At 73.9% G+C, this 23,922-nt stretch carries 21 protein-coding genes; 13 read left to right on the forward strand and 8 right to left on the reverse strand.

Annotated features, from left to right (window positions below; translation table 11 throughout):
• Nucleotides 1–37: 37 nt before the first annotated feature.
• The 4 genes from ACIBCT_RS33105 to ACIBCT_RS33120 form a co-directional block, all read right to left on the reverse strand.
• The gene (locus tag ACIBCT_RS33105) at nucleotides 38–2,146 is read right to left on the reverse strand and encodes a protein kinase (protein ID WP_399195388.1); all 2,109 of its coding nucleotides are present in this window, start codon (nucleotides 2,144–2,146) and stop codon (nucleotides 38–40) included.
• Between the two features lie 298 nt (nucleotides 2,147–2,444).
• Complete coding sequence (locus ACIBCT_RS33110; RefSeq protein ID WP_399195390.1) at nucleotides 2,445–3,887, reverse strand: DUF1116 domain-containing protein; 1,443 nt, start codon at nucleotides 3,885–3,887, stop codon at nucleotides 2,445–2,447.
• The gene (locus ACIBCT_RS33115) at nucleotides 3,884–5,500 is read right to left on the reverse strand and encodes an FdrA family protein (protein ID WP_399195392.1); all 1,617 of its coding nucleotides are present in this window, start codon (nucleotides 5,498–5,500) and stop codon (nucleotides 3,884–3,886) included. Before ACIBCT_RS33115 ends, ACIBCT_RS33110 begins: the two co-directional genes overlap by 4 nt.
• Nucleotides 5,497–6,381, reverse strand: a complete 885-nt coding sequence (locus ACIBCT_RS33120) for a DUF2877 domain-containing protein (RefSeq protein ID WP_399195394.1) — start codon at nucleotides 6,379–6,381, stop codon at nucleotides 5,497–5,499. Before ACIBCT_RS33120 ends, ACIBCT_RS33115 begins: the two co-directional genes overlap by 4 nt.
• Nucleotides 6,382–6,588: 207 nt before the next feature.
• Between ACIBCT_RS33120 and ACIBCT_RS33125 the strand changes: the two genes are divergently transcribed.
• The 7 genes from ACIBCT_RS33125 (at nucleotide 6,589) to ACIBCT_RS33155 (ending at nucleotide 14,459) form a co-directional block, all read left to right on the forward strand.
• Complete coding sequence (locus ACIBCT_RS33125) at nucleotides 6,589–8,151, forward strand: PucR family transcriptional regulator (RefSeq protein ID WP_399195396.1); 1,563 nt, start codon at nucleotides 6,589–6,591, stop codon at nucleotides 8,149–8,151.
• Nucleotides 8,152–8,171: 20 nt separating this feature from the next.
• On the forward strand, nucleotides 8,172–8,393 hold the full coding sequence (locus ACIBCT_RS33130) for an RNA-binding S4 domain-containing protein (protein WP_362801138.1): 222 nt from the start codon (nucleotides 8,172–8,174) through the stop codon (nucleotides 8,391–8,393).
• A 192-nt stretch (nucleotides 8,394–8,585) separates the two neighbouring features.
• Nucleotides 8,586–9,980, forward strand: a complete 1,395-nt coding sequence (locus ACIBCT_RS33135) for a uracil-xanthine permease family protein (RefSeq protein WP_399195399.1) — start codon at nucleotides 8,586–8,588, stop codon at nucleotides 9,978–9,980.
• Nucleotides 9,977–10,846 carry an FAD binding domain-containing protein gene (locus ACIBCT_RS33140; protein WP_399195401.1) on the forward strand — a complete coding sequence of 290 codons (870 nt, stop codon included), beginning with the start codon at nucleotides 9,977–9,979 and terminating at the stop codon, nucleotides 10,844–10,846. The genes ACIBCT_RS33135 and ACIBCT_RS33140 overlap by 4 nt, the downstream gene beginning before the upstream one ends.
• Nucleotides 10,839–11,381 carry a (2Fe-2S)-binding protein gene (locus tag ACIBCT_RS33145; RefSeq protein ID WP_399195403.1) on the forward strand — a complete coding sequence of 181 codons (543 nt, stop codon included), beginning with the start codon at nucleotides 10,839–10,841 and terminating at the stop codon, nucleotides 11,379–11,381. Before ACIBCT_RS33140 ends, ACIBCT_RS33145 begins: the two co-directional genes overlap by 8 nt.
• Nucleotides 11,378–13,768: an aerobic carbon-monoxide dehydrogenase large subunit gene (cutA, locus tag ACIBCT_RS33150; protein WP_399195405.1), complete on the forward strand. Its 2,391-nt coding sequence runs from the start codon at nucleotides 11,378–11,380 to the stop codon at nucleotides 13,766–13,768. Before ACIBCT_RS33145 ends, cutA begins: the two co-directional genes overlap by 4 nt.
• A gap of 106 nt (nucleotides 13,769–13,874) precedes the next feature.
• Complete coding sequence (locus ACIBCT_RS33155) at nucleotides 13,875–14,459, forward strand: DUF3995 domain-containing protein (protein ID WP_399195407.1); 585 nt, start codon at nucleotides 13,875–13,877, stop codon at nucleotides 14,457–14,459.
• A gap of 112 nt (nucleotides 14,460–14,571) precedes the next feature.
• Here ACIBCT_RS33155 and ACIBCT_RS33160 read toward each other — a convergent pair whose 3' ends face one another.
• A complete protein-coding gene (locus ACIBCT_RS33160) occupies nucleotides 14,572–14,979 on the reverse strand; it encodes a hypothetical protein (protein ID WP_399195411.1) in 408 nt (135 codons plus the stop codon).
• A 208-nt stretch (nucleotides 14,980–15,187) separates the two neighbouring features.
• Here ACIBCT_RS33160 and ACIBCT_RS33165 point away from each other — a divergent pair, with 208 nt between their 5' ends.
• From ACIBCT_RS33165 to ACIBCT_RS33185, 5 genes are all read left to right on the forward strand, one after another.
• Entirely contained in the window at nucleotides 15,188–15,607 is a 420-nt protein-coding gene (locus tag ACIBCT_RS33165; protein ID WP_399195413.1) for a PPOX class F420-dependent oxidoreductase, read from the forward strand.
• A 329-nt stretch (nucleotides 15,608–15,936) separates the two neighbouring features.
• Nucleotides 15,937–16,776, forward strand: coding sequence for an SAM-dependent methyltransferase (locus ACIBCT_RS33170; RefSeq protein ID WP_399195415.1), 840 nt, complete (start codon nucleotides 15,937–15,939; stop codon nucleotides 16,774–16,776).
• Between the two features lie 168 nt (nucleotides 16,777–16,944).
• Nucleotides 16,945–17,757, forward strand: coding sequence for a hypothetical protein (locus tag ACIBCT_RS33175; RefSeq protein ID WP_399195417.1), 813 nt, complete (start codon nucleotides 16,945–16,947; stop codon nucleotides 17,755–17,757).
• Between the two features lie 45 nt (nucleotides 17,758–17,802).
• The gene (locus ACIBCT_RS33180; RefSeq protein WP_399195419.1) at nucleotides 17,803–18,933 is read left to right on the forward strand and encodes a sensor histidine kinase; all 1,131 of its coding nucleotides are present in this window, start codon (nucleotides 17,803–17,805) and stop codon (nucleotides 18,931–18,933) included.
• Nucleotides 18,930–19,583, forward strand: a complete 654-nt coding sequence (locus tag ACIBCT_RS33185) for a response regulator (RefSeq protein WP_399195421.1) — start codon at nucleotides 18,930–18,932, stop codon at nucleotides 19,581–19,583. Before ACIBCT_RS33180 ends, ACIBCT_RS33185 begins: the two co-directional genes overlap by 4 nt.
• 62 nt (nucleotides 19,584–19,645) lie before the next feature.
• Here ACIBCT_RS33185 and ACIBCT_RS33190 read toward each other — a convergent pair whose 3' ends face one another.
• Nucleotides 19,646–20,365 carry a spermidine synthase gene (locus ACIBCT_RS33190; protein ID WP_399195423.1) on the reverse strand — a complete coding sequence of 240 codons (720 nt, stop codon included), beginning with the start codon at nucleotides 20,363–20,365 and terminating at the stop codon, nucleotides 19,646–19,648.
• A gap of 208 nt (nucleotides 20,366–20,573) precedes the next feature.
• Nucleotides 20,574–21,209: a MarR family winged helix-turn-helix transcriptional regulator gene (locus ACIBCT_RS33195; RefSeq protein ID WP_399195476.1), complete on the reverse strand. Its 636-nt coding sequence runs from the start codon at nucleotides 21,207–21,209 to the stop codon at nucleotides 20,574–20,576.
• 133 nt (nucleotides 21,210–21,342) lie between these two features.
• On the opposite strand from ACIBCT_RS33195, the gene ACIBCT_RS33200 reads away from it, so the two are divergent.
• A complete protein-coding gene (locus ACIBCT_RS33200) occupies nucleotides 21,343–22,950 on the forward strand; it encodes an LLM class flavin-dependent oxidoreductase (protein ID WP_399195425.1) in 1,608 nt (535 codons plus the stop codon).
• A 27-nt stretch (nucleotides 22,951–22,977) separates the two neighbouring features.
• On the opposite strand, the gene cydB is transcribed toward ACIBCT_RS33200, so the two are convergent.
• Nucleotides 22,978–23,919 (reverse strand): cytochrome d ubiquinol oxidase subunit II, encoded by a 942-nt coding sequence (gene cydB / locus ACIBCT_RS33205; protein WP_399195427.1) that lies wholly within the window; start codon nucleotides 23,917–23,919, stop codon nucleotides 22,978–22,980.
• Between the last annotated feature and the right edge of the window lie 3 nt (nucleotides 23,920–23,922).

Genomic DNA, 23,922 nt, shown 5'->3' on the forward strand with positions numbered 1-23,922 from the left:
ATCACCCGCGACCACGTCACGAGGGCTTTTCGGACGGTCAGCCGGCCGGGGTGAAGGTGGCGAAGAACGTCTCCAGGGACCCCGCGCTCTTCTCCCAGTCCAGGTCCTGCGTCCTGAACGTGATCTGGTAGGCGGTCCGGCCGTCCACGGTGACGTGGCGGGTCAGCCCGTGCATGGGGACCCCGTCGGGCCGGACGTAGGTGTACTCCCAGTCCGCGGCCTTCCAGCCGCGGTAGTCGACCGCCGCCACGCCGACCTCGGTGTACTCGTCGAGGTCCTTCCTGCTGGCCCGGCCGAGCGCGGTCACCGGGTCGGCGACCGGCACCTCGACGACGGTGATGCTCCGGCCGCCGCGCCTGGGCCCGGAGAAGACGGCCGCTCCGTCGCCGCCCGTCCTGACCGTCCAGCCCTCGGGCACCGCCCCGGAGACGCCGCCCGCGCTCAGCCGCTCGAACCCGCCGGGGACCTCCGCGGCCGCCCGCAGGGGCGAGGGCGCGGCCGGGACCGAGGCGGACGTGACGGCCCCCGTGCCGGTGGCGTCGGAGTCGTTCCCGGTGAGGAAGACGAGCAGCCCGGCGACCACGATGGCCAGCACGCCGCCCACGCCGAGCATGAGCAGGCGCAGGTCGGGGCCGCCCGGGGAGCGGGCGTCGCCCCCCGGTGACCGTCCGCCGGCCCGGGTGCCGCCGCGGAACGGTGAGGTGGACCGGGAGTCCTGGGCGGACCGTGCCGCCCGGCCGCCCTCCGGCACGCCGGGGGCGGACCGCCGCGACCCCTCGCGAGCGGGCGCGGCCGGGCCGGGTCCGTCCGCGGGACCGCGCGGTGAGGTGGTGGACGGGCGGCCGTGCAGGTCGCCGGGGAACACGGGCGACGCGGTGAACGGGTCGACCGGGAACGGGGACGACGTGGCGAACGGGTCGTCCGGGAACGCCCGCGGCGCGGACGGGCCCTCGTCCGGCACGGTCGCCGGGGCGCGCAGCGCGTCGTAGCCGCGCAGGTGGCCGCCGGACAGGCTGACGAACCCGGTGTCACCCGCCCGCGGGACGGCGGGCGGGTCGGCGGAGGGCGTCCCGAAGGAGACGGCGCCCTGCTCGTAGGGCACCCGGATCGGGCCGGAGGGCGTCTCGATGATCCTGGACGGCATCGGCCCCGGCGGCACGTCCAGCGGGGGCATCAGGTGCATCGGCATGGAGTCGCCGGGGAGCGGCATCGACGAGGGCGCCGACGAGGGCACCGGGCTGGGCGTGAGCGTGGTGGTGGAACCGTGGCTGCGCAGCACCCGCTCCAGCAGCTCCGCGACCTGCGCGGCGGTCATCCGCTCGGCGGGGTCCTTGCGCAGCAGGCCCTCGATGACGGTGATCAGGGCACCGGCCCGCTGGGGGCGGCCGGGCTCCTGGGTGAGGATCGCGCCGAGCACCGCCATCGCGTCCGGCCCCTCGTAGGGGGGCCGGCCCTCGACGGCCGCGTAGAGCGTGGCGCCGAAGGACCACAGGTCGGAGGCCTGCGTGATCGGCCGGCCCGACAGCCGCTCCGGCGGGACGTAGGCGGGCGAGCCCATCATCAGGCCGGTCTGGGTGATGGCGACGTCGCCCTCGATCGCGGCGATGCCGAAGTCGGTGAGCACCACCCGGTCGGAGGTCAGCAGCACGTTGCCCGGCTTGACGTCGCGGTGCATGATCCCGGCGGCGTGGGCGTGCCGGAGCGCGTCGAGCACCCGCACGCCGATCTCGGCGGCCTGGATCACCGGCAGCGGCCCGCTCTGCCGTACGGCCTGCTCCAGCGACCAGGCGCGGACCAGCTCCATCACGATCCAGGGGCGGCCGTCCTCCTCGACGACGTCGTGCACGGTGACGATGCCGGGGTGGCTGAGCCGCGCCGCCGAGCGGGCCTCGCGGAGCATCCGCCGGTGCGCGCCCTGCTTGCCCGCGTGGTCCAGCCCGAAGGGGAGGATCAGTTCCTTGACCGCGACGTCCCGATCGAGCAGCACGTCGTGCGCGTGCCACACCACGCCCATCCCGCCCCGGCCCACCGGCGACACCAGGCGGTAGCGCCTGCCCACCAGCCTGCCCTGGCCCTCGGACGCCGCTCCGGGGGAGCCGCCGCCCTCGGGTCCGTTGGGGGATCTCCCGAGCAAGCGATCGGTCATAGTACCCCGTTCCCCATAACCAGCCTTTTCGTGAGGGTGGACACGATAGCGGGATGTCATTCCGTTATGGAAGTTTGACATGACGAATGGCATGAAGTGATGTATGTCGGTTATCCGTGTCCTGTGGATCACCGACCGTGAGCCCGCCTCGACGTCGCCGCATGCTATCGGCGGGCGCCCGCCTTGTCAGCCGCGCCTTTCGCGCCCTTGACCCGGCTCGCCCGATCAGCCCGTCCTGCCCGATCCGTCCGGCCCGCCTGGCTGTGGGGAGTTCCTGGACCCGCCCGTCCCCGCGCTCCTAGCCCTGCCCGTCCCCGGGCTCGGCCGCGGGGTCCCGGACCTGCCCGTCCCCGGGTTCGGCGGCGCGGGCCAGCGCGTACAGCGCGGCGGTGAAGGCCGAGGCGGGCGGGCTGACCAGCCCCGCGCCGACCTGGCCGGTCCCCGCCACCCGCCCGGCGATACCGGTGTTCACGGTGGGCAGCAGCCCGGTCCTGGCGACCAGCGTGACGTCCACGCCGACCGGCGTGCCCCGGAAGCCCAGCCCGGGGATCTGGTACGCCGGATGCTCGGCCAGGGTGATCTCGTACATGGACCGGGTGGCCGCGGTCGCGTCCGACACGTCGCCGCCGACGAACCTGACGATCGCCGGGGCCGCGGCCATCGCGAAACCGCCCAGGCCCGCCGTCTCGGTGATCGTGGAGTCGCCGATGTCGGGGTTGGCGTCGTCCGGCCCGTACGCGCCGAGGTAGAGACCGTCCGGCACGCCCGCGGGGCCGGTGAACCAGCGGTCCCCCAGCCCGGAGACCTGGACCCCGAAGTCGGTGCCGTTGCGGGCCATCGCGACGACCATCGTGGAGCCGGGGACGTCCCTGGCGGCGTCGGCGGCGACCTTGCACGCGGCCATGCCCGGGTTGAGGAAGAAGTGGTCGTTGCCGTTGATGAACCGCAGCACCTCGGCGGCGCGGCCGGGGGCGGCCTCCACCACCTCGGGGGCCAGCTCGCGCACCAGCAGCGAGGTGGCGGCGCGGTTGCGGTTGTGCAGCTCGTCGCCCATCTGCAGGGCCTGCGCGGCCAGCGACCGCAGGTCCAGCGGGCCACTGCGCTCCAGGGTCGCCTGGAGCACCGGGCCGAGCACCTCGGCCATCCAGCGCAACCGCTCCAGCACCTCGGGGCCGTACGCGCCGTAGCGCAGCACCTTGCCCAGCCCCTCGTTGAGCGAGCAGTAGGCGGTGCCTCCGTGCTCGGCGTCCCGTACCTCGAACATCCACATCGACGGGGTGACCACGCCCGCCATCGGGCCGACGGCCCGGTGGTGGTGGCAGGAGTCCAGCCGGGCCCGGCCCGCGGCCAGCCGTTCCCCGGCCTCCTCGGCGTCGGCGGCCAGCCCCTCCAGCAGCATGGCCCCGATCAGCGCGCCGCGCAGCGGGCCCGAGGCGCGCTCCCACTCGATCGGCGGCCCGGCGTGCAGGAACGTGCCCTCGGGCAGGTCGAGCACCTCGCGGGCGGGCCGCACGCCGACGAGCTGCGGCCGTGCCGAGACCAGGCGGCCCACGGCCGTCGCGTTGGCGCGCTCCCTGCGCGGGTCGGCCAGCACCCGGGCCAGGTCGGCCTCGGTGCCGGGCATCGGCGGGCGCCAGTCCACCCGGGTGCGGGGGACGGCCTGCGCGTCGAGCGCCTCGCCGAGCAGGTCGGTCCCGACCGTGATCACTTCCGGCTCGCCGGAGAGCATGGGCAGCGTCATGGGCGGCCTCCTGAACGGGTGACGGCGGCGGTGCCGGTGCTGTCTGTGTCTGTGTCGGTGGCGGTGGCGGCGCCCGCGAGTTCCGCGGCGTGCCGGGCGGCCCGGGCGTTGGAGGTGAACACCGCCGCGCCCGCCGCGTTCAGCGCCTCGGCCTGGGCGTTGAGCCCCTGCGGGTCGCCCTCGGAGCCGACCAGCGCGACGACCACCGCGACGCCCCGGGCGACGGCCCCGGCGATCGCGGGCGCCAGCCGGGCCGAGGGGTCGGGGTCGGCGCCGTGGCCGAGGACCACGTCGAGCAGGGCCACGCCACCGGCCGGCACCGCGGCCAGAGCCTCCAGCCGGAGCGCCGGGTCGATCATCGGGTGCGCGCGGCCGACCGTGTAGGCGTCGTCGCCGAAGTCGGTGAACTCCCCGCTCCCCGCGATCAGCCGGGCCTCCACGCAGAGCGTCCCGCCCGAGTAGATCCCCCGCGGCCCGCCCGCGCCCTCCGCGCCGCCTCCGGACGGGCCCGCGGTCCCCGGGGCGCCGTCACCGGGCCCGCCCGCGCCTTCCGCGCGGCCGCCGGACGGGCCCGCGATCTCCGGGGCGCCGTCACCGGACGGACCCTCGGACGGGAAGGACGGGTCCACGGGCCGGAAAGGGAAGGGCGCGGGCCAGTACGGCCAGTCGGGGACCGGGACGCCGAGGGCGCGCAGCGCGGCCTCGGCCGCCGAGGTCAGGTCGGCCCGGCCCGCCTCCACGGGACCGAGCAGGGCGTTCACCACGGGCGTGCGGAGCCCGGCGACGGCCTCGCCGACGACCCGCGCCACCTCCGGAGCCGGAGGCTTGGAGATCAGCACGATCAGCTCGGTCGCGGGGTCGGCGTCCAGCGCCTCCAGGGCGCGCAGCGTGGACAGGGCCCCCACCTCCGCCGACAGGTCGCGTCCGCCCACGCCCAGCACGTGCGAGACGCCCACGCCCGCGATGTCGAGCAGGCAGGTCACCTGCTGGGCGCCCGTCCCCGAGGCCGCCACCACCCCGACCGGGCCGGGCCGCAGCACGTTCGCGAAGCCGAGACCGGCGCCGCCGATCACCGCGGTGCCGCAGTCGGGACCCATGACCAGCACGCCGCGCTCGGCGGCCCGCCGCTTGAGCAGCACCTCCTGGCCGACCGGCACGTTGTCACTGAAGATCATCACGGACAGGCCCGCCTCGATCGCGTCCAGCGCCTCGGCGAACGCGTGCGGGCCGGGCACCGAGACCAGCGCCAGGGTGGCGGCGCGCCCGCGGGCCGCGGCGCGGACGGTGCGCGGCGGGTGCTCCACGGCGGCTCCACCGGCGGCGGGCGCGGAGAGCCCGTCCAGCAGCCCGTCCAGCGCGGCGACGGCGCCCTCCAGGGCGTCCGCCTCGCCGCGCAGCGCGATCAGCAGGTCACCCGGACCGGCCGGGCCCGACGGGCCGGGCGGCGGCGGGGCGAACCCCAGGTCGGCGGCGATGCCCAGGTTGAGCCCGGTGGCCATGGCGACCACCGCCACCTCCACCCCCGGCAGGTCCGCCGCCGCCCGGCTGACCCGCATCAGGCTCACCGAGTCGTGATAGACGCCCGTCCGTATCCGGACCACATCGGTGCTCAACTGACCCCGCCTTCCAGATCGATCACCGCCGCGAGCCCGATGCGCAGCCCCCACGCCAGGTCCGCGCCGGAGGTGTGCCCCAGCCGGAGCAGCCGGTGCAGGGCCGGCTCCAGGGACTGCCGTCCCGCCAGTCCCCGCAGCACGGCCAGCACCTCGCCGCTGGCCTCACCCCGCGCGGCGCACTGCAGCAGCGACGCCGAGATGGGGGTGGTCCTGCCGCGCACGTCGAAGGTGACCGCCGCGGCCAGCCAGTCGGCCAGCCACACGGCCCGTCCCGCCCCCGCCGCCCCGCCCAGGTGGCGCAGCGCGACCAGCAGCCCGGCGAGCACGTCGTCCCCGCTCGGGGTGAGGCCGGGTCCCAGGCCGACCAGCTGCTCGGCGGCCGTCACGCTCTTCAGCAGCGAGCCCTCGGCGCACCCCTGGGCCAGCAGAGCGGCCGCGCCGTTGCCCTCCAGGCCGGGGCGCCGCGCCGACCGCTCGCACAGCCCGGTGAGCGCGGGCAGCGAGCGGGCCAGCCGCTCCACCGGCACCGGGCCGAGCGGCGGGGCCGGATCCCACCAGCGGTGGGCCCTCAGGCTGAGCCGTCCCAGATCGATCGAGCCGTCGCCGACGCACGCCTCGTCGCCCACCGCGACCCCCGGCATCGGCCCGGTGATCACCATGGCGTTGGGCAGGCGGGTGGCCTGCCCGGTCACCACCGCGATGACCTGCGGCTCCAGCTCCGTCCGTACCTCAAGGTAGACGCCGGCGGGGAAGGCCGCCAGCACCCGCGCCGGGCTGCGGGGCGCCTCCAGCATCCGGCGCAGCGTCGTGCTGGCCGCGCCGGTCGCGTGCGTGCGGACGTGCACGCGCTGCGCCCGGGGACGCGTTCCAACGGTCATGAGCGCTCCTTCGCCGGCCCCGTGAGTATGGATGGGCGTGCATGGGTACGGAGGTGCTCGCGGCTGTTCGCCCCGTCACGGATCTCCCCCGTCCATTGAAGCCGACCGTAGGGCCGGTGCAGGGGAGGCCGTACGGAGAAAGATGCCAACAGTCCGCCCAAAGGTTGGCTCTTCCTGACAGACGGGTCCATAAGTCACAATCACCTCATGGAACCTCCCGTGCGGCCGGCGAGTACCGGAACGATCATTCACGGCGTCGCCGTCGGCGAGGTCCTCGGAGTGTCGACGCTGGCCGGTGCACGGCTGATCGCGGGGGAGCGGGGGCTGGACCGCGTCGTGCAGCGGCTCAACGTGATGGAGGTGCCCGACGTCCTGGCCTGGGTCAAGCCGCACGAGCTGCTGCTGACCACCGGCTACCCGCTGCGCAACACCCCGCAGTCGCTGGGCCGGCTGGTGGCCGACCTGGACGAGCGGGGCCTGGCCGCGCTGGCCGTCAAGCTCGGCCGCTACCTCGACGAGCTTCCCGAGGAGATGGTCGAGCAGGCCGACCGGCTGGGATTCCCGCTGATCCAGCTCCCCGACGACGTCGGCTTCGACGACATCCTCAACCAGGTCCTCACCGACATCCTCAACCGCCAGGCCGCCGCCCTGGCCAGGGCCGAGGAGGCGCACCGGGCACTGGTCCAGGTGGTGCTCGCCGGGGGCGGGCTGCGCGAGGTCACCGCCGAGGTGGCCGGGCTGCTGGACGTGGGCGTGGCCGTCCTGGACGGGACCGGCCACGTGCTGGCCGCCGCCGGGCCCGCCGAGCACGTGACAGTGCTGCGCGCCGTCCCCGAGGGACGCCACACCTCCGTACCGGTCGTGGCGGGCGGGCACCACCACGGCAGGATCGTCGCCTGCGGCCCGGTCGGGTCCATCGCCGAGAGCGACGTCGGCATTCTGGAACGTGCCGCCACGGTCGCCGCCCTGGTGGTGACCCGGCAGGAGGCGGTCAACGCCGTCGAGAGCAAGTACCGCGCCGACTTCCTGCGCGACGTGCTCACCGGCAGGGCGGGCGGCTCCGACCGGGTGGCCTCCCGGGCGCGGGCCTTCGGCTGGGACCTGCAGCGCCCGGTCACCGTGCTGGTGGCCGAGCTCGACCCCGAGGGCGACGAGCGCGTCGCCCAGGACCGCCTGGTCACCTGCTGGACCGGGGCGATGCGCCGCCACGACGCGCGCGGCGCGGTGGCGGGCTTCTCGCACGAGGTGGTCACCATCGTGGACGCGGGCGTCGACGCCGGACGCCTGGCCAAGGACGCCGCAGCCGCCTTCGCCGAGTCCCTGCCCGCCACCTTCTCCACCGGCGCCAGCCGCACCGCCGTCGGGGCCGAGGCGCTGCCGGAGGCGTACGGGCAGGCGCTCAAGGCGGCGCGGGTGGGCCGCCAGCTGCACGGCCACGGCGCGGTCGCCCACTTCGACCAGCTCGGCGTCTACCGGCTGCTCTCCCTGGTCAGCGACACCGCTGAGCTGCACGCCTTCGTCCGGGAGACCCTGGGCCCGCTCGCCTCCGACGACGACGCCGAGAACTCCGACCTGCGCCGCACGTTGCAGGTGCTGCTGGAGACCAACCTCAACGTGGCCGAGACCGCGCGCAGGCTGCACTTCCACTACAACACGCTGCGCTACCGGATCGGCAAGCTGGAACGCATGCTCGGCGGGTTCACCGAGGACGCCCACCTGCGGCTGAACCTGACCCTGGCGTTGCACGTCCTGCGGATGCGCGGGATCTGACGGGATCTAAGCTGTTCGGCGTGAACGAGACCTTCGCCCTGGAGACCGAGTACATCCCGCTGTGCGACCTGCTGAAGTACTGCGGCGTCACCGAGACCGGCGGTCAGGCCAAGCACTTCATCGCCGACGGCAACGTGCTGGTGGACGGTGAGGTGGAGCTCCGCAAGACCTGCAAGATCCGCGGCGGCCAGGTGGTGAGCGGCGACGGCTTCGAGATCCGGGTGGTGGGTGCGGGGGGCTGAACCCGTCCCTCACCGGCCCCGGCGGCCGGTGTGCGCGAGCCGTCCACTGGTCGGCCGCTCAGATTTGGCAGATCATGACGGTGTACGGGTATGACGTCGGTCCTAATGTGCCCGCAACGGTTGTGAGGGAATCGCCGGAGGATGCCCGCGGGGGCGGTCGCCGACCGACGGCCCGGTGAAAGGTGAGGCTCGATGGTTGTTCCACGTTGGACCAGGCACGGCGACGGCAGGACGCTGGCCCCCGGAGAGGTGGTCGGTCCCTCCGAGCGGCTGTCGTGGCCGCGGATGGTGGGCTTCGGGGCGCAGCACGTCGTCGCGATGTTCGGTGCCACGTTCGTCTTCCCCCTGGTGATGGGGCTCGACCCCAACGTCGCCATCATGTTCTCCGGCATCGGAACGATCATGTTCCTGCTCATCGTGAAGGGGAAGGTCCCCAGCTACCTGGGCACCAGCGCCTCCTTCGTGGGCGGCGTGCTCGCCATCCGGGGGCTCTTCGGCGGTGACACCCCCGCCTCCGACGCGATCGTCACCGGCGCCATCCTGGTCGCCGGCCTGGTCCTCGCGCTGGTGGGCCTGGCCGTGCACTTCCTGGGCGTACAGGTGATCAACCGGGTCTTCCCGCCGGTCGTCACCGGCGCCGTCGTCATGCTGATCGGCTTCGGCCTGGCGTACGTGGTCGCCGACGTGTACTGGCCGCAGGACCAGTGGATCGCGCTGATCACGATGGTGGTGACGTTCGTCCTCATCGTGGCCTTCAGGGGCTTCATCGGCCGGATCGGCATCCTGCTCGGCCTGATCGCCGGCTTCCTGCTCTCCTGGGTGGCCGACCGGCTCTTCGGGAACATCACCGCCTTCAACGCGGGCACCGGCGCGGTCGACACCCACCCGCGGGTGAACTTCGACGCGGTGGCCTCGGCCGACTGGATCGGCCTGCCGAACATGCACTTCCCCGACGTCAGGTTCTCCGCCGTGCTGCTGGTGCTGCCGGCCGTGATCGCGCTGGTCGCCGAGAACGTCGGCCACGTCAAGGCCGTCGGCGAGATGACCGGCACCGACGTCGACCCGTACATGGGCCGGGCGATCATCGCCGACGGCGCCGCCACCGCGGTCGCCAGCGGCTTCGGCGGCTCGCCGACCACCACCTACGCCGAGAACATCGGCGTCATGGCCGCCACCCGCGTGTACTCCACGGCCGCGTACTACATCGCCGCGGTCATCGCGATCCTGTTCGGCCTCTGCCCCAAGTTCGGCGCGCTGGTCGCGGCCACCCCCGGCGGCGTGCTCGGCGGCATCACCGTCATCCTGTACGGCATGATCGGCCTGCTCGGCGCCAGGATCTGGATCGAGAACCGGGTCGACTTCTCCGACCCGGTCAACCTCGTCCCGGTCGGGGCGGGCATCATCCTCGCCATCGGCCCGGTCAAGCACATGATCGGCTCGAACTTCACGCTGGAGGGCATCGCCCTCGGCACCATCGTGGTGGTGGCCGGCTACCACCTGCTCCGGGTCATCGCGGGCCGCGGCACGGGTGCCGGAGGCACCGCCGGCCCGGGCGCGTCCGAGCCGCGACGAGAGGCCACCGGGTGAAACCAGCCCCCTTCGAGTACCACGCCCCCCGCTCCCTCGACGAGGCGCTGCAGACCCTCGCCGACGCCGGAGAGGGGGGCAAGGTGCTCGCCGGAGGACAGAGCCTCATCCCGCTGCTGAACATGCGGCTGGCCGCCCCGGCGCACCTGGTCGACATCAACCGGCTGGACGCCCTGGCGGCCGTCGACGTCGAGGCCGGCGGCGTCCGGGTCGGCGCCCTGGCCCGGCACGCCCAGGTGGAGCGCTCCGCCCCGGTCGCCGCCGCCCAGCCCCTGCTGCGCCGGGCACTGCGCCTGGTGGCCCACCCGGTGATCCGCAACCGGGGCACCGTGGTCGGCAGCCTGGCCCACGCCGACCCCGCCGCCGAGCTGCCCGCCGTGCTCACGCTGCTGGGCGGGTCGGTACGCCTGGCCCGGACCGGCGCCGTCCGGGACGTGCCCGCCGCCACCTTCTTCACCGGCCCCCTGGAGTCGGCGATCCAGCCGGGCGAGCTGGCCGTCTCCGCGTTCTTCCCGGCACCGCCCCCGCGCTCGGGCACCGCGTTCCACGAGCTCGCCCGCAGGCACGGCGACTACGCGCTGGCCGGCATCGCGGCCCTGGTCGTCCTGGACGACGAGGGCCGGATCGCCTCGGCCACGGTCGCGGGCGTGAGCCTGGGCCCGGTCCCCGTCCTGCTCGACGTCACAGAGGCCCTCGGCGGGAAGCCCGCCGACTCCGCGGACTGGGCCTCGGCGGCCCGCGCCGTACGGGACGGCATCGACCCGGAGGCCGACATCCACGCGACCGCCGACTACCGGCGCCACCTCGCCGGGGTCCTCGCCGAGCGGGCACTGCGAGACGCCGCCAGGGAGGCCGCGGATGCATGAGATCACGCTGACCGTCAACGGGACCGTCCGGCAGGCCAGGGTCCCGGCCCGGCGGCTGCTGTCGGACTGCCTGCGCCACGACCTGGGCCTGACCGGCACCCACGTCGGCTGCGAGCACGGCGTCTGCGGCTGCTGCACGGTACTGCTGGACGGCGAACCCGTCCGCTCCTGCCTGACGTTCGCGGTCACCGTGGACGGCCATGAGATCACCACCGTGGAGGGCCTCGCCGCGCCGGACGGCACGCTCTCGCCGGTGCAGCGGGCCTTCGCCGAGTGCCACGGCCTGCAGTGCGGGTTCTGCACCCCCGGGTTCCTGTGCACGGTGACCGCGCTGCTGCGGGAGAACCCGGCGCCCACCCGGCAGGAGGTGGTGGAGGGCGTCTCCGGCAACCTCTGCCGGTGCACGGGCTACCAGAACATCGTCGCCTCCGTCCACCGGGCCGCCGAGATCATGGCCGAGGAGTCCTCGACGTCCGAGCGGATCGAGCGGATCGAGCGGACCGGGGAGAACGAGGGGCGGGTGCGGCGGTCGTGACCACGAAACTGTTCGGCGAGCCGGTCAGGCGGCGCGAGGACCCCCGGCTGCTGACCGGCCAGGGCCGCTACGTCGACGACCTGGGCGCGGGATCGCTGGAGGCGGCCTTCGTCCGCTCCCCGTACGCGCACGCCCGGATCCGCGACATCGACGTCTCGGCCGCCGTCGAGATCGAAGGGCTGGTGGCGATCTACACCTGGGAGGACCTGCCCGGCGCGCTCGCCCAGCCGCTCCCGCTGCTCATCCCGCATCCGGCGCTGACCCACGGCCGCACCGCGTACCCGCTGGCCCGGGAGATCGTCAGGCACGTCGGCGAGCCCGTCGTGATGGTCGTCGCCCGCGACCGCTACCTCGCCGAGGACGCCTGCGCGCTCATCGAGGTCGACTACGAGGTCCTCGCGCCGGTGGTCGGCGTGGAGGAGGCGATCCGCTCCGACCTGCTCGTCCACGCCGACGTGCCCGGCAACGTCGGCGCCCACCTGGTGCAGGAGGTGCCCTCGGCGGACGGCCTGGGCGCGCGCCAGGCGATCGACGCCGCCCCGCACACGCTCTCCTTCCGGCTCGACATCGAGCGCAGCGCCTCCATGCCGCTGGAGGGACGCGGCGTGCACGCCCGCTGGGACGCCGACGACCGCTCGCTGCGCGTCCACTCCAGCACCCAGACCTCCACCAGCGTCCGGATGGCCATCGCCGCCAAGCTCGGCCTGCCGCTGCCCAAGGTCGAGGTCGTCGCCCCCGACGTGGGCGGCGGCTTCGGCGTGAAGATCATGCACCCCTGGCCCGAGGAGGTCCTCGTGCCGTGGGCGGCGATCACCCTCGGCCACGAGGTCAAGTGGACCGAGGACCGGCGCGAGCACTTCGTCTCCTCGGCCCACGAACGCGCCCAGGTGCAGACCGTCCGGGTCGGCTTCGACGACCAGGGACGCGTCCTGGGCCTGGACGTGGAGATCCTGCACGACCACGGCGCCTACACGCCGTACGGGATCATCGTGCCGATCATCACCGCCACCCAGCTCCTGGGCCCCTACCGGATCGGCGCCTACCGGGTCGAGTTCTCCTCGGTCTACACCAACACCGTGCAGGTCACCCCGTACCGGGGGGCGGGCCGCCCGCAGGCGGTCTTCTGCATGGAGCGGACCATGGACCACATCGCCGAGTACCTGGGCGCCGACCGCACCGCGGTGCGCGCCGCCAACTTCATCCAGCCCGACGAGTTCCCCTACGACCAGGGCCTGATCTTCCAGGACGGCCGCCCGCTCATCTACGACAGCGGCGACTACCCCGAGTCGCTGCGGATGCTCAAGGAACTGATCGGCTGGGACGCCTTCGGCGAGCTCAAGGCCCGCGCCGCCGCCGAGGGCCGCACCATCGGGATCGGCATCGGCTGCTACGTCGAGGGCACCGGCGTCGGTCCGTACGAGGGCGGCCACGTCCAGATCACCTCCGACGGCCGGGTGCACGTCTCCACCGGCCTGACCTCCCAGGGCCAGGGCCACGAGACCGTGTTCGCGCAGATCGCCGCCACCGAGCTGGGCGTGCCGATGGAACGCGTCTCGGTCGTCACCGGCGACACCCGCAGGTTCGGGTACGCGGTCGGCACGTTCGCCTCCCGGGCCGCGGTGATGAGCGGCAACGCGATCGCGCTGGCCTGCCGCAAGGTCAGGGAGAAGGCGCTGCGGATCGCCGCCGACGCGCTGGAGGCCGACCCCCGCGACCTGGAGATCGTCGACGGCGAGGTGCGGGTGGCCGGGTCCCCGGGCGCGGCGATCCCGCTGTCGACCGTGGCGGTGCTGTCGAACCCGCTGCGCTACGCCTTCGACGAGGAGGCCGCCAGGGCCACCCAGTTCGCGGGCGCGTCGTCGTTCGACCGGCCGCCGGTGGCCGAGGGGGAGGAGCCGGGGCTGGAGGGCCGCGACTACTACTCGCCGATCCGCTCCACGTTCGCCTCCGGCATGCACGCGGCCGTCGTGGAGACCGACCCGCTGACCGCGGAGATCCGCATCCTGCGCTACGCGGTCGTGCACGACTGCGGCAACCTGATCAACCCGATGATCGTCGAGGGCCAGATCCACGGCGGCGTCGCCCAGGGGGTCGGCGGCGCCCTGTACGAGAAGATGGTCTACGACGGCCACGGCCAGCTGCTGAACGCCTCCTTCATGGACTTCCTGATGCCCTACGCCACCGAGGTGCCCGTCGTCGAGACCGCGCACCTGGAGACCCCGTCGCCGCTCAACCCCCTGGGCATCAAGGGCGCGGGGGAGGCCGGGGTCATCCCGGTCTCCGCGGTGATCGCCTCGGCGATCGAGGACGCGGAGGGGATCAGGATCGACCGGATGCCGATCTCCCCGTCGGACCTGTTCGCCCTGCGCGGTACCGCTTCCGGCTGATCCGCGAACCCGGCCGGGGCAGGGACGCACCGGGCCTCCACTCCCGGGTGATGTCCCGCATGGGGGGACGTTCGTCTCTCTTTTGTGGTTCGGCACAATCGCCGGTATGAATCCGCGTCTTGACGACACGAGGCACCGCGCCCGATGGCCCGGTTACGCCGCCGCCGTGTGGGGTTTCGTGTTCGCCGTCCCGAGCTTCTACTGGGCCATGGGCGGTACGGCCGGTGTCGAGTCCACCATCTCGCCACAGCTGGTCGAACTGGCGCGGCGGCAGGACCCCGGCATGCTCGCGGTGCTGTGGGTGACCGGCGTGCTCAAGGTCGTCGGCGGCATGCTGGGCCTGGCGCTGGCACGCCGCCGCCCGTGGGGGCCCGGAATGAACCGCCTCCTGCAGCTGATGGCGTGGGGTGCGGGGGTGCTGCTGGCCTGGCACGGAGCGCAGTTCATCGTGCAGGGACTGCTCGTCCAGGCCGGCCTCGTCGAGATCCCCCCGGCGGCGCTGCCCATCCTCCGCTGGTACACCTACCTGTGGGGACCGTGGTTCGTGGCCGGCGGGGTCGCCTTCATGCTCGCCGCGCGCGCCCACCTGCGGACGGTGGCCGACCGCCGGTACCCCCAGATGGCGGGGGTGGCCGGCGGGCTCGGCGCGCTGGTCCTCTCCGTGGTGGCGCTGATGGCGGGAATCGGGTGAACCGCTCGGGACCGCCGCCGGTCCGCCCTTCGCCGACCACGGACGGCGACCCCGGGTGCCGAAGGGGCTCACCCCAGGAGGAGGGCCGTCAGCTCGGCCGGATCGCCGACCGTCACCCCGGGAGGGCCCAAGGACGGCCGCCCAGCGCGGCGAGCGCGCCGGGCACCTCCTGGTAGGTCCGCAGCCGCTCCCACCGCGCCTGCATGTACGTCTCGTACACCTCCCGGGCAAGCCCCGCGTCGGAGATCCCGCACTCGGCGACGGCCCGCCGGAAGGAGGCGAGGCGGATGCTCTCCATGGTCCGCCCCCGGAACTCCTCCCGCCCGGAGACGTGGTCGCGGACCTCGCGGAGCCAGCCGGCGGTCACCGGCCCGCCGGGACGGAAGGCGCCCGCCTCGCGGAGGAGGCGGGCCGCGTCCTCCAGGGCCTGCCGCATCGCGGAGTCGAAGTCCCACGGCGTGCCGTCACCGTCGAACGAGAGAGCGCCGTAGGAACGCCGCACCCCGGCTCTTGACGTCATGGGGCGACTCCATCACGGAAAAGGAGGCGCGTGCCGGGAACCTCCGGGCGCGTGTCGTCCGCAGCCGTCCGTGACGCGCTCTCCGGGGCGGTTCCCCGTGCGGAGGGTCGCCGATCGTCACCGGCGGTGATGTGACACGGTGGGATACGTCTCATGGAACGCCCGCGCCCGCCTGGTGGCGAGGGCGCCGCGCAGAACAGGAGAGACCATGTCGAAGCCGCCGCTTCCCGAGGAAGCAGTCGCCATGCTCAAGAAGCCGAACCCCGCCGTCATCACGACGCTGCGTTCCGACGGCCAGCCCGTGTCCACGGCCACCTGGTACCTCTGGGACGACGGCCGGATCCTGGTCAACATGGACGGGGCCCGCAAGCGGCTGGACCACATCCGCAACGACCCCCGGGTCACCCTGACCGTGCTCGCGGAGGGGGACTGGTACACGCACGTCAGCATCATCGGGCACGTCGCCGAGACGCGTGACGACGAGGGGCTGACCGACATCGACCGGCTGGCCCGGCACTACCTCGGGGACGCCTACCCGCGCCGGGACCGCGAGCGGGTCAGCGCCTGGATCGAGATCGACCGCTGGCACGGCTGGGGCAGCCTCAAGGACAACGACCAGGTCGGCTGACGTCCGTACCCCCCTCGGTGGACGGGAGACCCGGGCGGGTGCCGGGCGAGAAGGGAATCTACATTGTAAAGGGGCCGGGTCGGTACGATGAATGACAATCGCAACCGCGCTCGTTCTCCCCTCACCGGAAATCGTGAAACCGTCTCCACCGGACGTGGGACCGTCTCTGCGGAAAGCGAAAAAGGAGGCCGCGGAAAGGCCGGAATCAGGGTGGGGGAATGGCGTCGAAGGCGCCGTTGACAGCCTGCCGGCATCTCACGATCATGGAAGGATCGTTCGAGGCTCCGCGCCGGGTGCCTTTCTCCTTTTCCCAGAGGACGTGAGATCTCGTGGACGACGAAAAGGCGCCCGCCGCCTCCCTCGACCCGGCGGTGCTGGGCATCGACCCGGACGTTCCCAGCGTCGCCCGGATCTACGACTACTACCTCGGAGGCAGGGAGAACTTTCCCAGCGACCGTGCGAAGGCGGAGGAGATGATACGTCTGGCTCCCGGCGCGGTGGAGGCCGCACGGGAGAATCGCGCCTTTCTGGGCCGGGTCGTGCACACTTTGGCCGCGGAGGGCGTACGGCAGTTCATCGACATCGGAGCCGGTCTGCCCACCCAGGAGAACGTGCACCAGATCGTCCAGCGGATCGACCCCGACAGCCGCACCGTCTACGTCGACTTCGATCCCGCCGTTCTGGTCCACGCCCGGGCGCTTCTGACGGAGGCGGACAACGCCGTCGTCGTCGAGGGGGACGCGCGGCACCCGGCGGCCGTCTTCGGCGATCCGGCACTGAGGGCGCACATCGACCTGACGCGGCCGGTCGCGGTGTTGCTGATCGCCCTGACGCATTTCCTGTCCGACGAGCACGCCGACGCCCTCGTCGGCCACGTGCGCCGAGCGGTGCCCTCCGGCAGCTACCTGGCGATCACCCAGATGTTCCCCGGCGACCATCCTCCCGAGTACGTCAAGGAGGCCGCGGCCGTCTACTCCGGCACCAACACCGGAGGCGTGGTGGGGCGCGGCCGCGCGCACATCGCGTCCTGGTTCGACGGCATGGAGCTGCTGGAGCCGGGGGTCGCCCGGGTCGAGTCCTGGCGTCCTCCGGCGCGGGAGGGCGGGCCGGCCGGGGAGGCCGACGAGGGGGCGCCGGGCATCCTCGGAGCCGTCGGACGGATCCCCTGACCCGTCCCCGCGGAAGCGGCCGGGCACCTCGCACGGCCCCCTGCAGAGACCCGGCCTTTCTGCAAAGACCCGGGCCCCCTGCAAAGACCCGGACCCCCTACCAAAGAGACGCCCGCCGTATCCGTCGGACGATGTGAGGACGCCCGCCGGTGATCCAGGGTGGGCGTCATGTCACGGCCGGACTCGGCCGCCCACCCGGGCGGCACCTGGAGAACCCCCGCCCTCGTCCACCACAACGCCTGGTTCCCGGGGCGGCTCGTCGGGGGAGCGGCGCTCGTCCTGGCGCCCCCGGTGTGGTCCGCCGGGCTGCTCCTGCGCCACCTGGCGCCGGAGTCGGCGGGCTTCACGCCCGCGCAGGTGGAGGAGTTCGGCAGGCGGCCGTTCGCCGCGCCCGCGCAGCTGGCCGCGTACGCGGAGAGTCCCGCGGTGGTCACGGCCGGGTACGCGTGTTTCCTCCTGGGCGTCATCCTGCTCTGTCCCGCCGTCGTCACGCTCGCCCGGATCGTCGCCGCGAGGTCCCCGCGATCCGCCATGGTGGGCGGCACGCTGATGGTCGGCGGTCTCCTCGCGCGCGTGTACTGGGCGGGGGTCGACCAGACCGCCTTCCGGCTCGCCGGCCGGCTGGGCCTCGAACCGGTGACCGCGGCCGTGATGGACACCTACGTGGACATCTCCTACGGGCCGTGGGCGATCGTCGCCGCGGCGGCCCTGGGCCTGTACGCCGGGACGCTCGTGCTGGCCGTCGGGGCCTTCCGGTCGGGCACGTTCGGCACGGGGCGTCTCCTGCTGTTCCTGTGGCCGGGGACCTTGTGGACCGGCGTGCTCAAGGAGAGCTCGTTCCCCGACGCCGTCGCGGCGGGCGCGCTGTGCCTGGTGCTGGTGCCGCTCGGGGTCCGGGTGCTGCGCGACGCCGTCCCCGAGCTGCGGGCCGAGCCGCTGCCCGACCCCGGCCGCAGGCCGCTGCGGCCGTTGAGCTGGTGAGCCGGTGGGCCGCGCGTACCGGCCACCGCTGTCTAGGCTGACCGGGTGAGAGCCGAGGGGGTACGCGATCGCCTGACGGCGGCGGCGCTTCCCGTCGCCGCCTTCTGCGCAGCCTTCGTGCCGGACCCGAGGCCGTACGCCTTCTTCGACCTCGCGTCGGTGCCCGCGTACCTTCAGGGCGTGGTGGTCGGCCTGGTGGCCGCCGCCACGGCGTGGGCGTCACCGCGACGGCACGGGCCGCTGCTGCTCGTGGTGGCCGTCGACTCGGTGGTGCGCTCGCCGGGGTTCCTGCTGTCGGTGGCGTCCTACGTCGTGGCGACCACGTGGCGGCGTCCCTCGCACCTGGCGTTCTTCGCGGTGGCCGCGAGCCTCCTGGCGGCGCTGCCCAGGCCCGGCGCCGACCTCCTCTCCTCCCTGGGCGGCGCGCCGCTGTTCGTCTGGTTCCCGCTGGCGATCGGGCTGTGGACGGGGGCGCGCCGCCAGGTGGTGGCCGGGCTGCGTGAGCGGGCCGAACGGCTGGAGCGGGAGCAGGCCGCCCGCGCGGCACGGGCCCGCGCGCAGGAACGCGCCCGTATCGCGCGGGACATGCACGACGTGGTGGCGCACCGGGTGTCGCTCATGGTCCTGCGGGCGGGAGCGCTGGAGATCGGCGCCGCGGACGCGAGGACGGCGGCGGAGGCGGAACTCATCCGGGTCACGGGCAAGGAGGCCCTCGAACAGCTGCGGGCGGTGCTCGGCGTCCTCACCGACGTTCCCCGGTGCCGGGCGGAGAGCGGTGAGGAGGTCCTCGGGCCCCGGCCGACGCCGGCCGACCTCGACCGGTTGCTCGACCTGTCGAGATCCGCCGGAGTCCCGGTGGAACGGCGCGACGAGGGGACGGTACGGGAGGTGCCCGTCATCGTGCAGCACGCGGTCCACCGGGTGGTGCAGGAGGCACTCACCAACGTCCACAAGCACGCGGGCACGGCCGCCACCCGGGTCGTGCTGCGCTACCTGCCCTCGGCGCTGGAGGTCACCGTCGCGAACTCCGCGCCGGTGGACGGCGCGCGGGCCATGCCGGGCAGCGGGCTCGGCCTGATCGGCCTGCGGGAGCGCGTCGAACTGCTCGGCGGCGGGTTCACCGCCGGGCGGGAGGCGGACGGGGGATTCCGCGTGTCCGCGAGGTTGCCGACGTGATCCGGGTGCTCGTCGCCGACGACGAGGCCCTGGTACGGACCGGGCTGCGCATGATCCTGGAGGTCGCCGGCGACATCGAGGTGGTCGCCGAGGCGCAGGACGGGACCGAGGCGGTGGCCGCGGTCGCGCGCCACCGGCCGGACGTCGTGCTCATGGACGTGCGGATGCCCGGCATGGACGGGGTGGCCGCGCTCAGGGAGATCAACCGGTCTCCCGGCCCGCCGAGGGTGGTGATGCTCACCACCTTCGACCACGACGAGTACGTCCACGCCGCCCTGCGCGCCAGGGCCGCGGGGTTCCTGCTGAAGGACACCGCGCCGCGCGACCTGATCGCCGCCGTCCGTGCGGTGGCCGGTGGCGGCGCCATGCTCGCGCCCACGGTGACCAGGCGGATGATCGACGCCTTCGCCGGGCGGCGGGCACCGGACGTCCACGCCGCCCGCGAGCGGCTGGCCGTCCTCACCGGCCGCGAACGGCAGGTCGTCCGGGCGGTGGCCCGGGGGCTGGCCAACGCCGAGGTCGCCCGCGAGCTCGCGATGAGCGAGATCACGGTCAAGGCCCACGTCAGCCGCTCCCTCGCCAAACTCGGGCTGGTCAACCGGGTGCAGATCGCCCTCCTGGTCCGCGACGCCGATCAGGACCCGTTCTGAGACCGGACGTCTCGGGCGGGCACGTCACACGCGGCCCGCGGGACGTGCCCGTCCGGGGGCCGTCAGGCGGGGGTCGTGGCGACGTAGACGGTGTTGGCCGACTCGCCGCCCGTCAGGGGGTTGGGGAAGGTGACGACGTGCGCGCGTGAGGTCGCGAAGACCTCGGCGAGCACGGCCTCGAACCCCTCCTCCGGAGGGTCGTCCGACCACAGGGCGAAGACGCCGCCCGGGGCCAGGTGCCCGGTGAGCCGGCGCAGGCCCGCCGGGGTGTAGAGGGCGGCGTGGCTCGGATGCAGCACGTTGCGCGGGGTGTGGTCGATGTCCACCAGGACGGCGTGGAAGCGCCGTCCCGGCGTTTCGGGGTCCAGACCGGCGTCTGTGGAGACCATCGCGAAGAAGTCACCGCGGACCAGGCGGCAGCGAGGGTCGGCCATCAGCCGGGCGCCGACCGGCAGCAGTTCCCGCTCGTGCCACTCGATCACCTCGCCGAGCGTGTCCAGCACGACGAGCGAGCGCACCCGGGCGTCCTCCAGCACGGCCTGGGCGGTGTACCCGAGCCCGAGCCCGCCCACCGCGACGTCGAGGCCGGTCCCCTCCAGCGCGGCCAGCCCGAGCCGGGCGAGCTCGATCTCGGCCACCGTGAACAGGCTCGACATGAGGAAGTCGTCGTCGAGCTTGATCTCGTAGACGTCGACGCCCAGCGAGGGCTCGCGCCTGCGCCGCAGGCTGATGTCACCGATCGGCGTCGGACGCCAGTCGAGCTCCTCGAAACGCGCGCTCATCGCATCCGTCCGTTTTCGTCGTGGTCGATCTGGTACGTGCCGGGTGGTGGCCCGGCTCCGCGCCCGTCCGGTGCGGGCAGGACCGCTCCGGGGACCCGTCATGGAGAGCATCTCGCACTTCACCGGCCCCGCGGACCACCCCGGGGTCTCATGGCAGGCCGCTCAGGCCGCCGACCCCGCCGCCCGGCCCGAAGGCCCGCCGCCCGGCTCAGTGCCGGGGGGAGCGGCGCGGCCTGGAGGGGCCGCCGTCAGGAACACGGTCCGGGACACCGTCCGGGGTGCCGTGGGGAGCGTCGTCCGGGACGCCGTCCGGGACGTCGTCGGGGGCCAGCTCCTGGACGATCCGGCAGGAGCCGTTCGCCGGGTCCAGGGCGTCGGTCCCGGCGGCCAGCCTGCGCAGCAGCTCCCGGAACACCGGCCGGTCGGCCGCCTCCAGCGGGGACAGGACGTGCTCCTCGGCGTGCTCCAGCCCGGTCTGCGCGTCGGCCCAGACCGCCCTGCCCCGCTCGGTGGCCACGACGCGCTTGTTGCGCCGGTCGGCGGGGTCGGGGCGGCGCTCGACCAGACCGGCCTTCTCCAGGTCGTCGAGCAGGTACGTCATGACGGTCCTGTCGACGCCGAGCCGCTGGGCGAGCGCCCCCTGGCCGCCGGGCAGGCCCTGGGTCGCCGCGGCGAGCACCTGGTAGCCACGAGGGCCGCCGGGGAGGTGGTCGACCAGCGCGTTCACCGTCCTGACGTAGGAGCGGAAGACCACCCCGAGCGTCCAGCCCAGGTCACCGTCCAGGGCCTCTGCGGTCTCCGCGCCGGGACGCGGGGTCACGGACGGGCCGGGTGTGGCGGGCATGGCGGGCACACGGCCAGGCTAGCAGAATCCACGGTTCCAGAGACCTTCTGTTTGACAATTCATCTGCTTTACATACGATCTGTCGCACGACGTGTCGCGATCCGCGCACCCGGGACGACGTACCAGGAGAGACATGGCCGACCACGGGCACGAGCTGTTGTTCGGGACCTTCCTGACGCCGGTGGCCGCGGAGGCCGACAGGGTCGTCGCGCTCGCCCTTCTCACCGAGCAGGTCGGCCTGGACCTGGTGACCGTGCAGGACCACCCGTACCAGGCGCGCTTCCTCGACACCTGGACGCTGCTGTCGGTCATCGCCGCGCGCACCTCCACGGTGCGGGTGTCGCCGAACGTGGCGAACCTGCCCCTGCGCCCGCCCGCGGTGCTGGCCCGCAGCGTCGCGACCCTGGACATCCTCAGCGGCGGACGCGTCGAGCTCGGGCTCGGCGCGGGGGCCTTCTGGGACGGCATCGCCGCCCTGGGCGGCCCCAGGCTGACCGCGGCCGAGGGGGTCGGCGCGCTGGAGGAGGGCATCCGGGTCATCCGCGCCCTCTGGGCGGAGGGGGGAGCGTCCGTACGGATCGACGGCCGTCACCACCGCGTGCACGGCGCCCATCCCGGCCCGGCGCCCGCCCACGACGTCGGGATCTGGCTGGGGGCCTACAAGCGCCGGATGCTCGGCATCACCGGCAGGCTCGCGGACGGCTGGCTGCCCAGCAGCGCCTACGCCGCCCCGGAGACCCTCGCGGACATGAACGCGATCATCGACGAGGCCGCGCTGGCCGCGGGACGCTCGCCCGCGGACGTGCGGCGCCTGTACAACATCTCCGGCGGCTTCAGCGGTTCCGGCAGCACCTTCCTGCGGGGACCCGCGGACGTCTGGGCCGAGCAGCTCGCCGAGCTCACCCTGGAGGAGGGGACGAGCGTCTACATCCTGGCGAGCGACGACCCCGACGACATCCGGCGCTTCGCCGCCGAGGTCGTCCCGGCCGTACGCGAGCTCGTGGAGGCCGAACGCGCCCTCGCCGGCTCGTCCGGGGCGGCCGGGCCCGAGAGGGCCGGGTCCGAAGGGGCCGGGGGAGAGGTGTCCGGTGCCGGGAAGGCCGGGAATGCGGGGAAGGCCGAAAACCGGGGGAGTGCGATCCCCGCGCTGGGGGTCACGCCGACCCCGGACGACGGTGTCCGGCTCGCCGACGTCCAGGTCTGGGACGAGTCCACCCGCCCCACCGGCCCCGCCCCCGACCCGGACCGCACGTACACCCCTCGCGAGCGGGCGGCCGGGCGCCACCTCGTCGACGTCCACGACCACCTGCGGCGGGAGCTCGCCGAGGTCCGGCGGCTCGTCGAGCAGGTCACCGACGGTTCCATGGACCCCGGCGCCGCGCGCTCGCACATCAACACGATGACGATGCGGCAGAACAACTGGACGGTCGGCACCTACTGCGAGTCCTACTGCCGCGTCGTCACCACCCACCACACGATCGAGGACCAGAGCCTCTTCCCGGGCCTGCGCCGCGCCGACGCCAGGCTGGTGCCCGTCATCGACCGCCTGGAGCAGGAGCACCACGCCATCCACGACGTCCTGGAGGGAGTGGACCGGGCGCTGGTCGCCTTCGTCGCGGGCCCGGACGGCCGGGCGGCCCTGCGGTCGGCCATGGACCTGCTGACCGACACGCTCCTGTCCCACCTGTCCTACGAGGAGAGGGAGCTCGTCGAGCCGCTCGCCCGGCTCGGCATCCTCTGAGACGGCCGGAGCGGGCGACCGGGCCGGTCAGGACACCTCGGCGGTCAGCCGCTTGCGGAAGACCCAGTACGACCACGCCTGGTAGCCCAGCACGAACGGCAGCGCGATCAGCCCGATCCAGGTCAGCACGCCCAGCGTGTACGGGCCCGAGGCGGCCTCGGCCACGGTGAGGCCCGGCAGCGGGGCCGGCCACAGGGCCCCGAACAGCGCGGCGGAGCCCAGCGCGATCGAGGAGGCGGTGGCGGCGAAGGCCCAGCCGTCCCGGCCGCGCCAGGTCAGCGCGACCCCGGCGGCCAGGGCCGCCATCGCGACGAGCGCGGCGCCCCACAGCCACGAGGCGGGCTCCGGCGCGGCGCCCTCCGTCCCCGCGACGGGGATGTTCGACAGCGCGACCACCGCGGCGGGCAGCGCGACCGCGGCGGCGACCACGGCGGCGCGCCGGGCGCGGGAGCGGACCGGGCCCGAGGTCTTCAGGGCGACGAACACCGCGCCGTGCAGCAGGCAGAGCGAGAGCGAGAACACCCCGCCGACCATTGCGGCCGTCGCGCTGCCCCGCAGCAGGTCGGCGAAGACGGCGCCCCACAGGAAGGCCGGGAGCGCGCTGCCCACCAGCACGCCCAGGTCGCACCAGGCGCGGTCGGAGGCGTGGCGGACCTTGCCGCGCCACTCCAGCCCGACGCCGCGCACGATCAGCCCGCTCAGGATCAGCAGGATCGGCAGGTAGAACGAGCTGAGCATCCCGGCGTACCAGGCGGGGAAGGCGGCGAACATGGCGCCGACCGCGGTGATCAGCCAGACCTCGTTGCCGTCCCAGACCGGGCCGATGGTGCCCAGGACCTGCTTGCGCTCGGCCTCGTTCCCGGCCAGTACCGGCACCAGCATGCCCACGCCGAAGTCGAAGCCCTCCAGCACGAAGTAACCGGTCCACAGGAACGCGATGACCGCGAACCAGAAGGTGGTGAGTTCCATGTC

Source organism: Streptosporangium sp. NPDC050855 (assembly GCF_044456585.1).
GTDB lineage: Bacteria > Actinomycetota > Actinomycetes > Streptosporangiales > Streptosporangiaceae > Streptosporangium > Streptosporangium longisporum.

Bases quoted from the DNA above. Each gene is read 5' to 3' on its own strand.
- ACIBCT_RS33105 (WP_399195388.1), bottom strand. From the start codon at position 2,146: ATGACCGATCGCTTGCTCGGGAGATCCCCCAACGGACCCGAGGGCGGC.
- ACIBCT_RS33155 (WP_399195407.1), top strand. From the start codon at position 13,875: ATGAATCCGCGTCTTGACGACACGAGGCACCGCGCCCGATGGCCCGGT.
- ACIBCT_RS33125 (WP_399195396.1), top strand. From the start codon at position 6,589: ATGGAACCTCCCGTGCGGCCGGCGAGTACCGGAACGATCATTCACGGC.
- ACIBCT_RS33190 (WP_399195423.1), bottom strand. From the start codon at position 20,365: ATGAGCGCGCGTTTCGAGGAGCTCGACTGGCGTCCGACGCCGATCGGT.
- ACIBCT_RS33200 (WP_399195425.1), top strand. From the start codon at position 21,343: ATGGCCGACCACGGGCACGAGCTGTTGTTCGGGACCTTCCTGACGCCG.
- ACIBCT_RS33145 (WP_399195403.1), top strand. From the start codon at position 10,839: ATGCATGAGATCACGCTGACCGTCAACGGGACCGTCCGGCAGGCCAGG.
- ACIBCT_RS33175 (WP_399195417.1), top strand. From the start codon at position 16,945: ATGTCACGGCCGGACTCGGCCGCCCACCCGGGCGGCACCTGGAGAACC.
- ACIBCT_RS33110 (WP_399195390.1), bottom strand. From the start codon at position 3,887: ATGACGCTGCCCATGCTCTCCGGCGAGCCGGAAGTGATCACGGTCGGG.
- ACIBCT_RS33120 (WP_399195394.1), bottom strand. From the start codon at position 6,381: ATGACCGTTGGAACGCGTCCCCGGGCGCAGCGCGTGCACGTCCGCACG.
- ACIBCT_RS33135 (WP_399195399.1), top strand. From the start codon at position 8,586: ATGGTTGTTCCACGTTGGACCAGGCACGGCGACGGCAGGACGCTGGCC.
- ACIBCT_RS33160 (WP_399195411.1), bottom strand. From the start codon at position 14,979: ATGACGTCAAGAGCCGGGGTGCGGCGTTCCTACGGCGCTCTCTCGTTC.
- ACIBCT_RS33165 (WP_399195413.1), top strand. From the start codon at position 15,188: ATGTCGAAGCCGCCGCTTCCCGAGGAAGCAGTCGCCATGCTCAAGAAG.
- ACIBCT_RS33195 (WP_399195476.1), bottom strand. From the start codon at position 21,209: ATGCCCGCCACACCCGGCCCGTCCGTGACCCCGCGTCCCGGCGCGGAG.
- cydB (WP_399195427.1), bottom strand. From the start codon at position 23,919: ATGGAACTCACCACCTTCTGGTTCGCGGTCATCGCGTTCCTGTGGACC.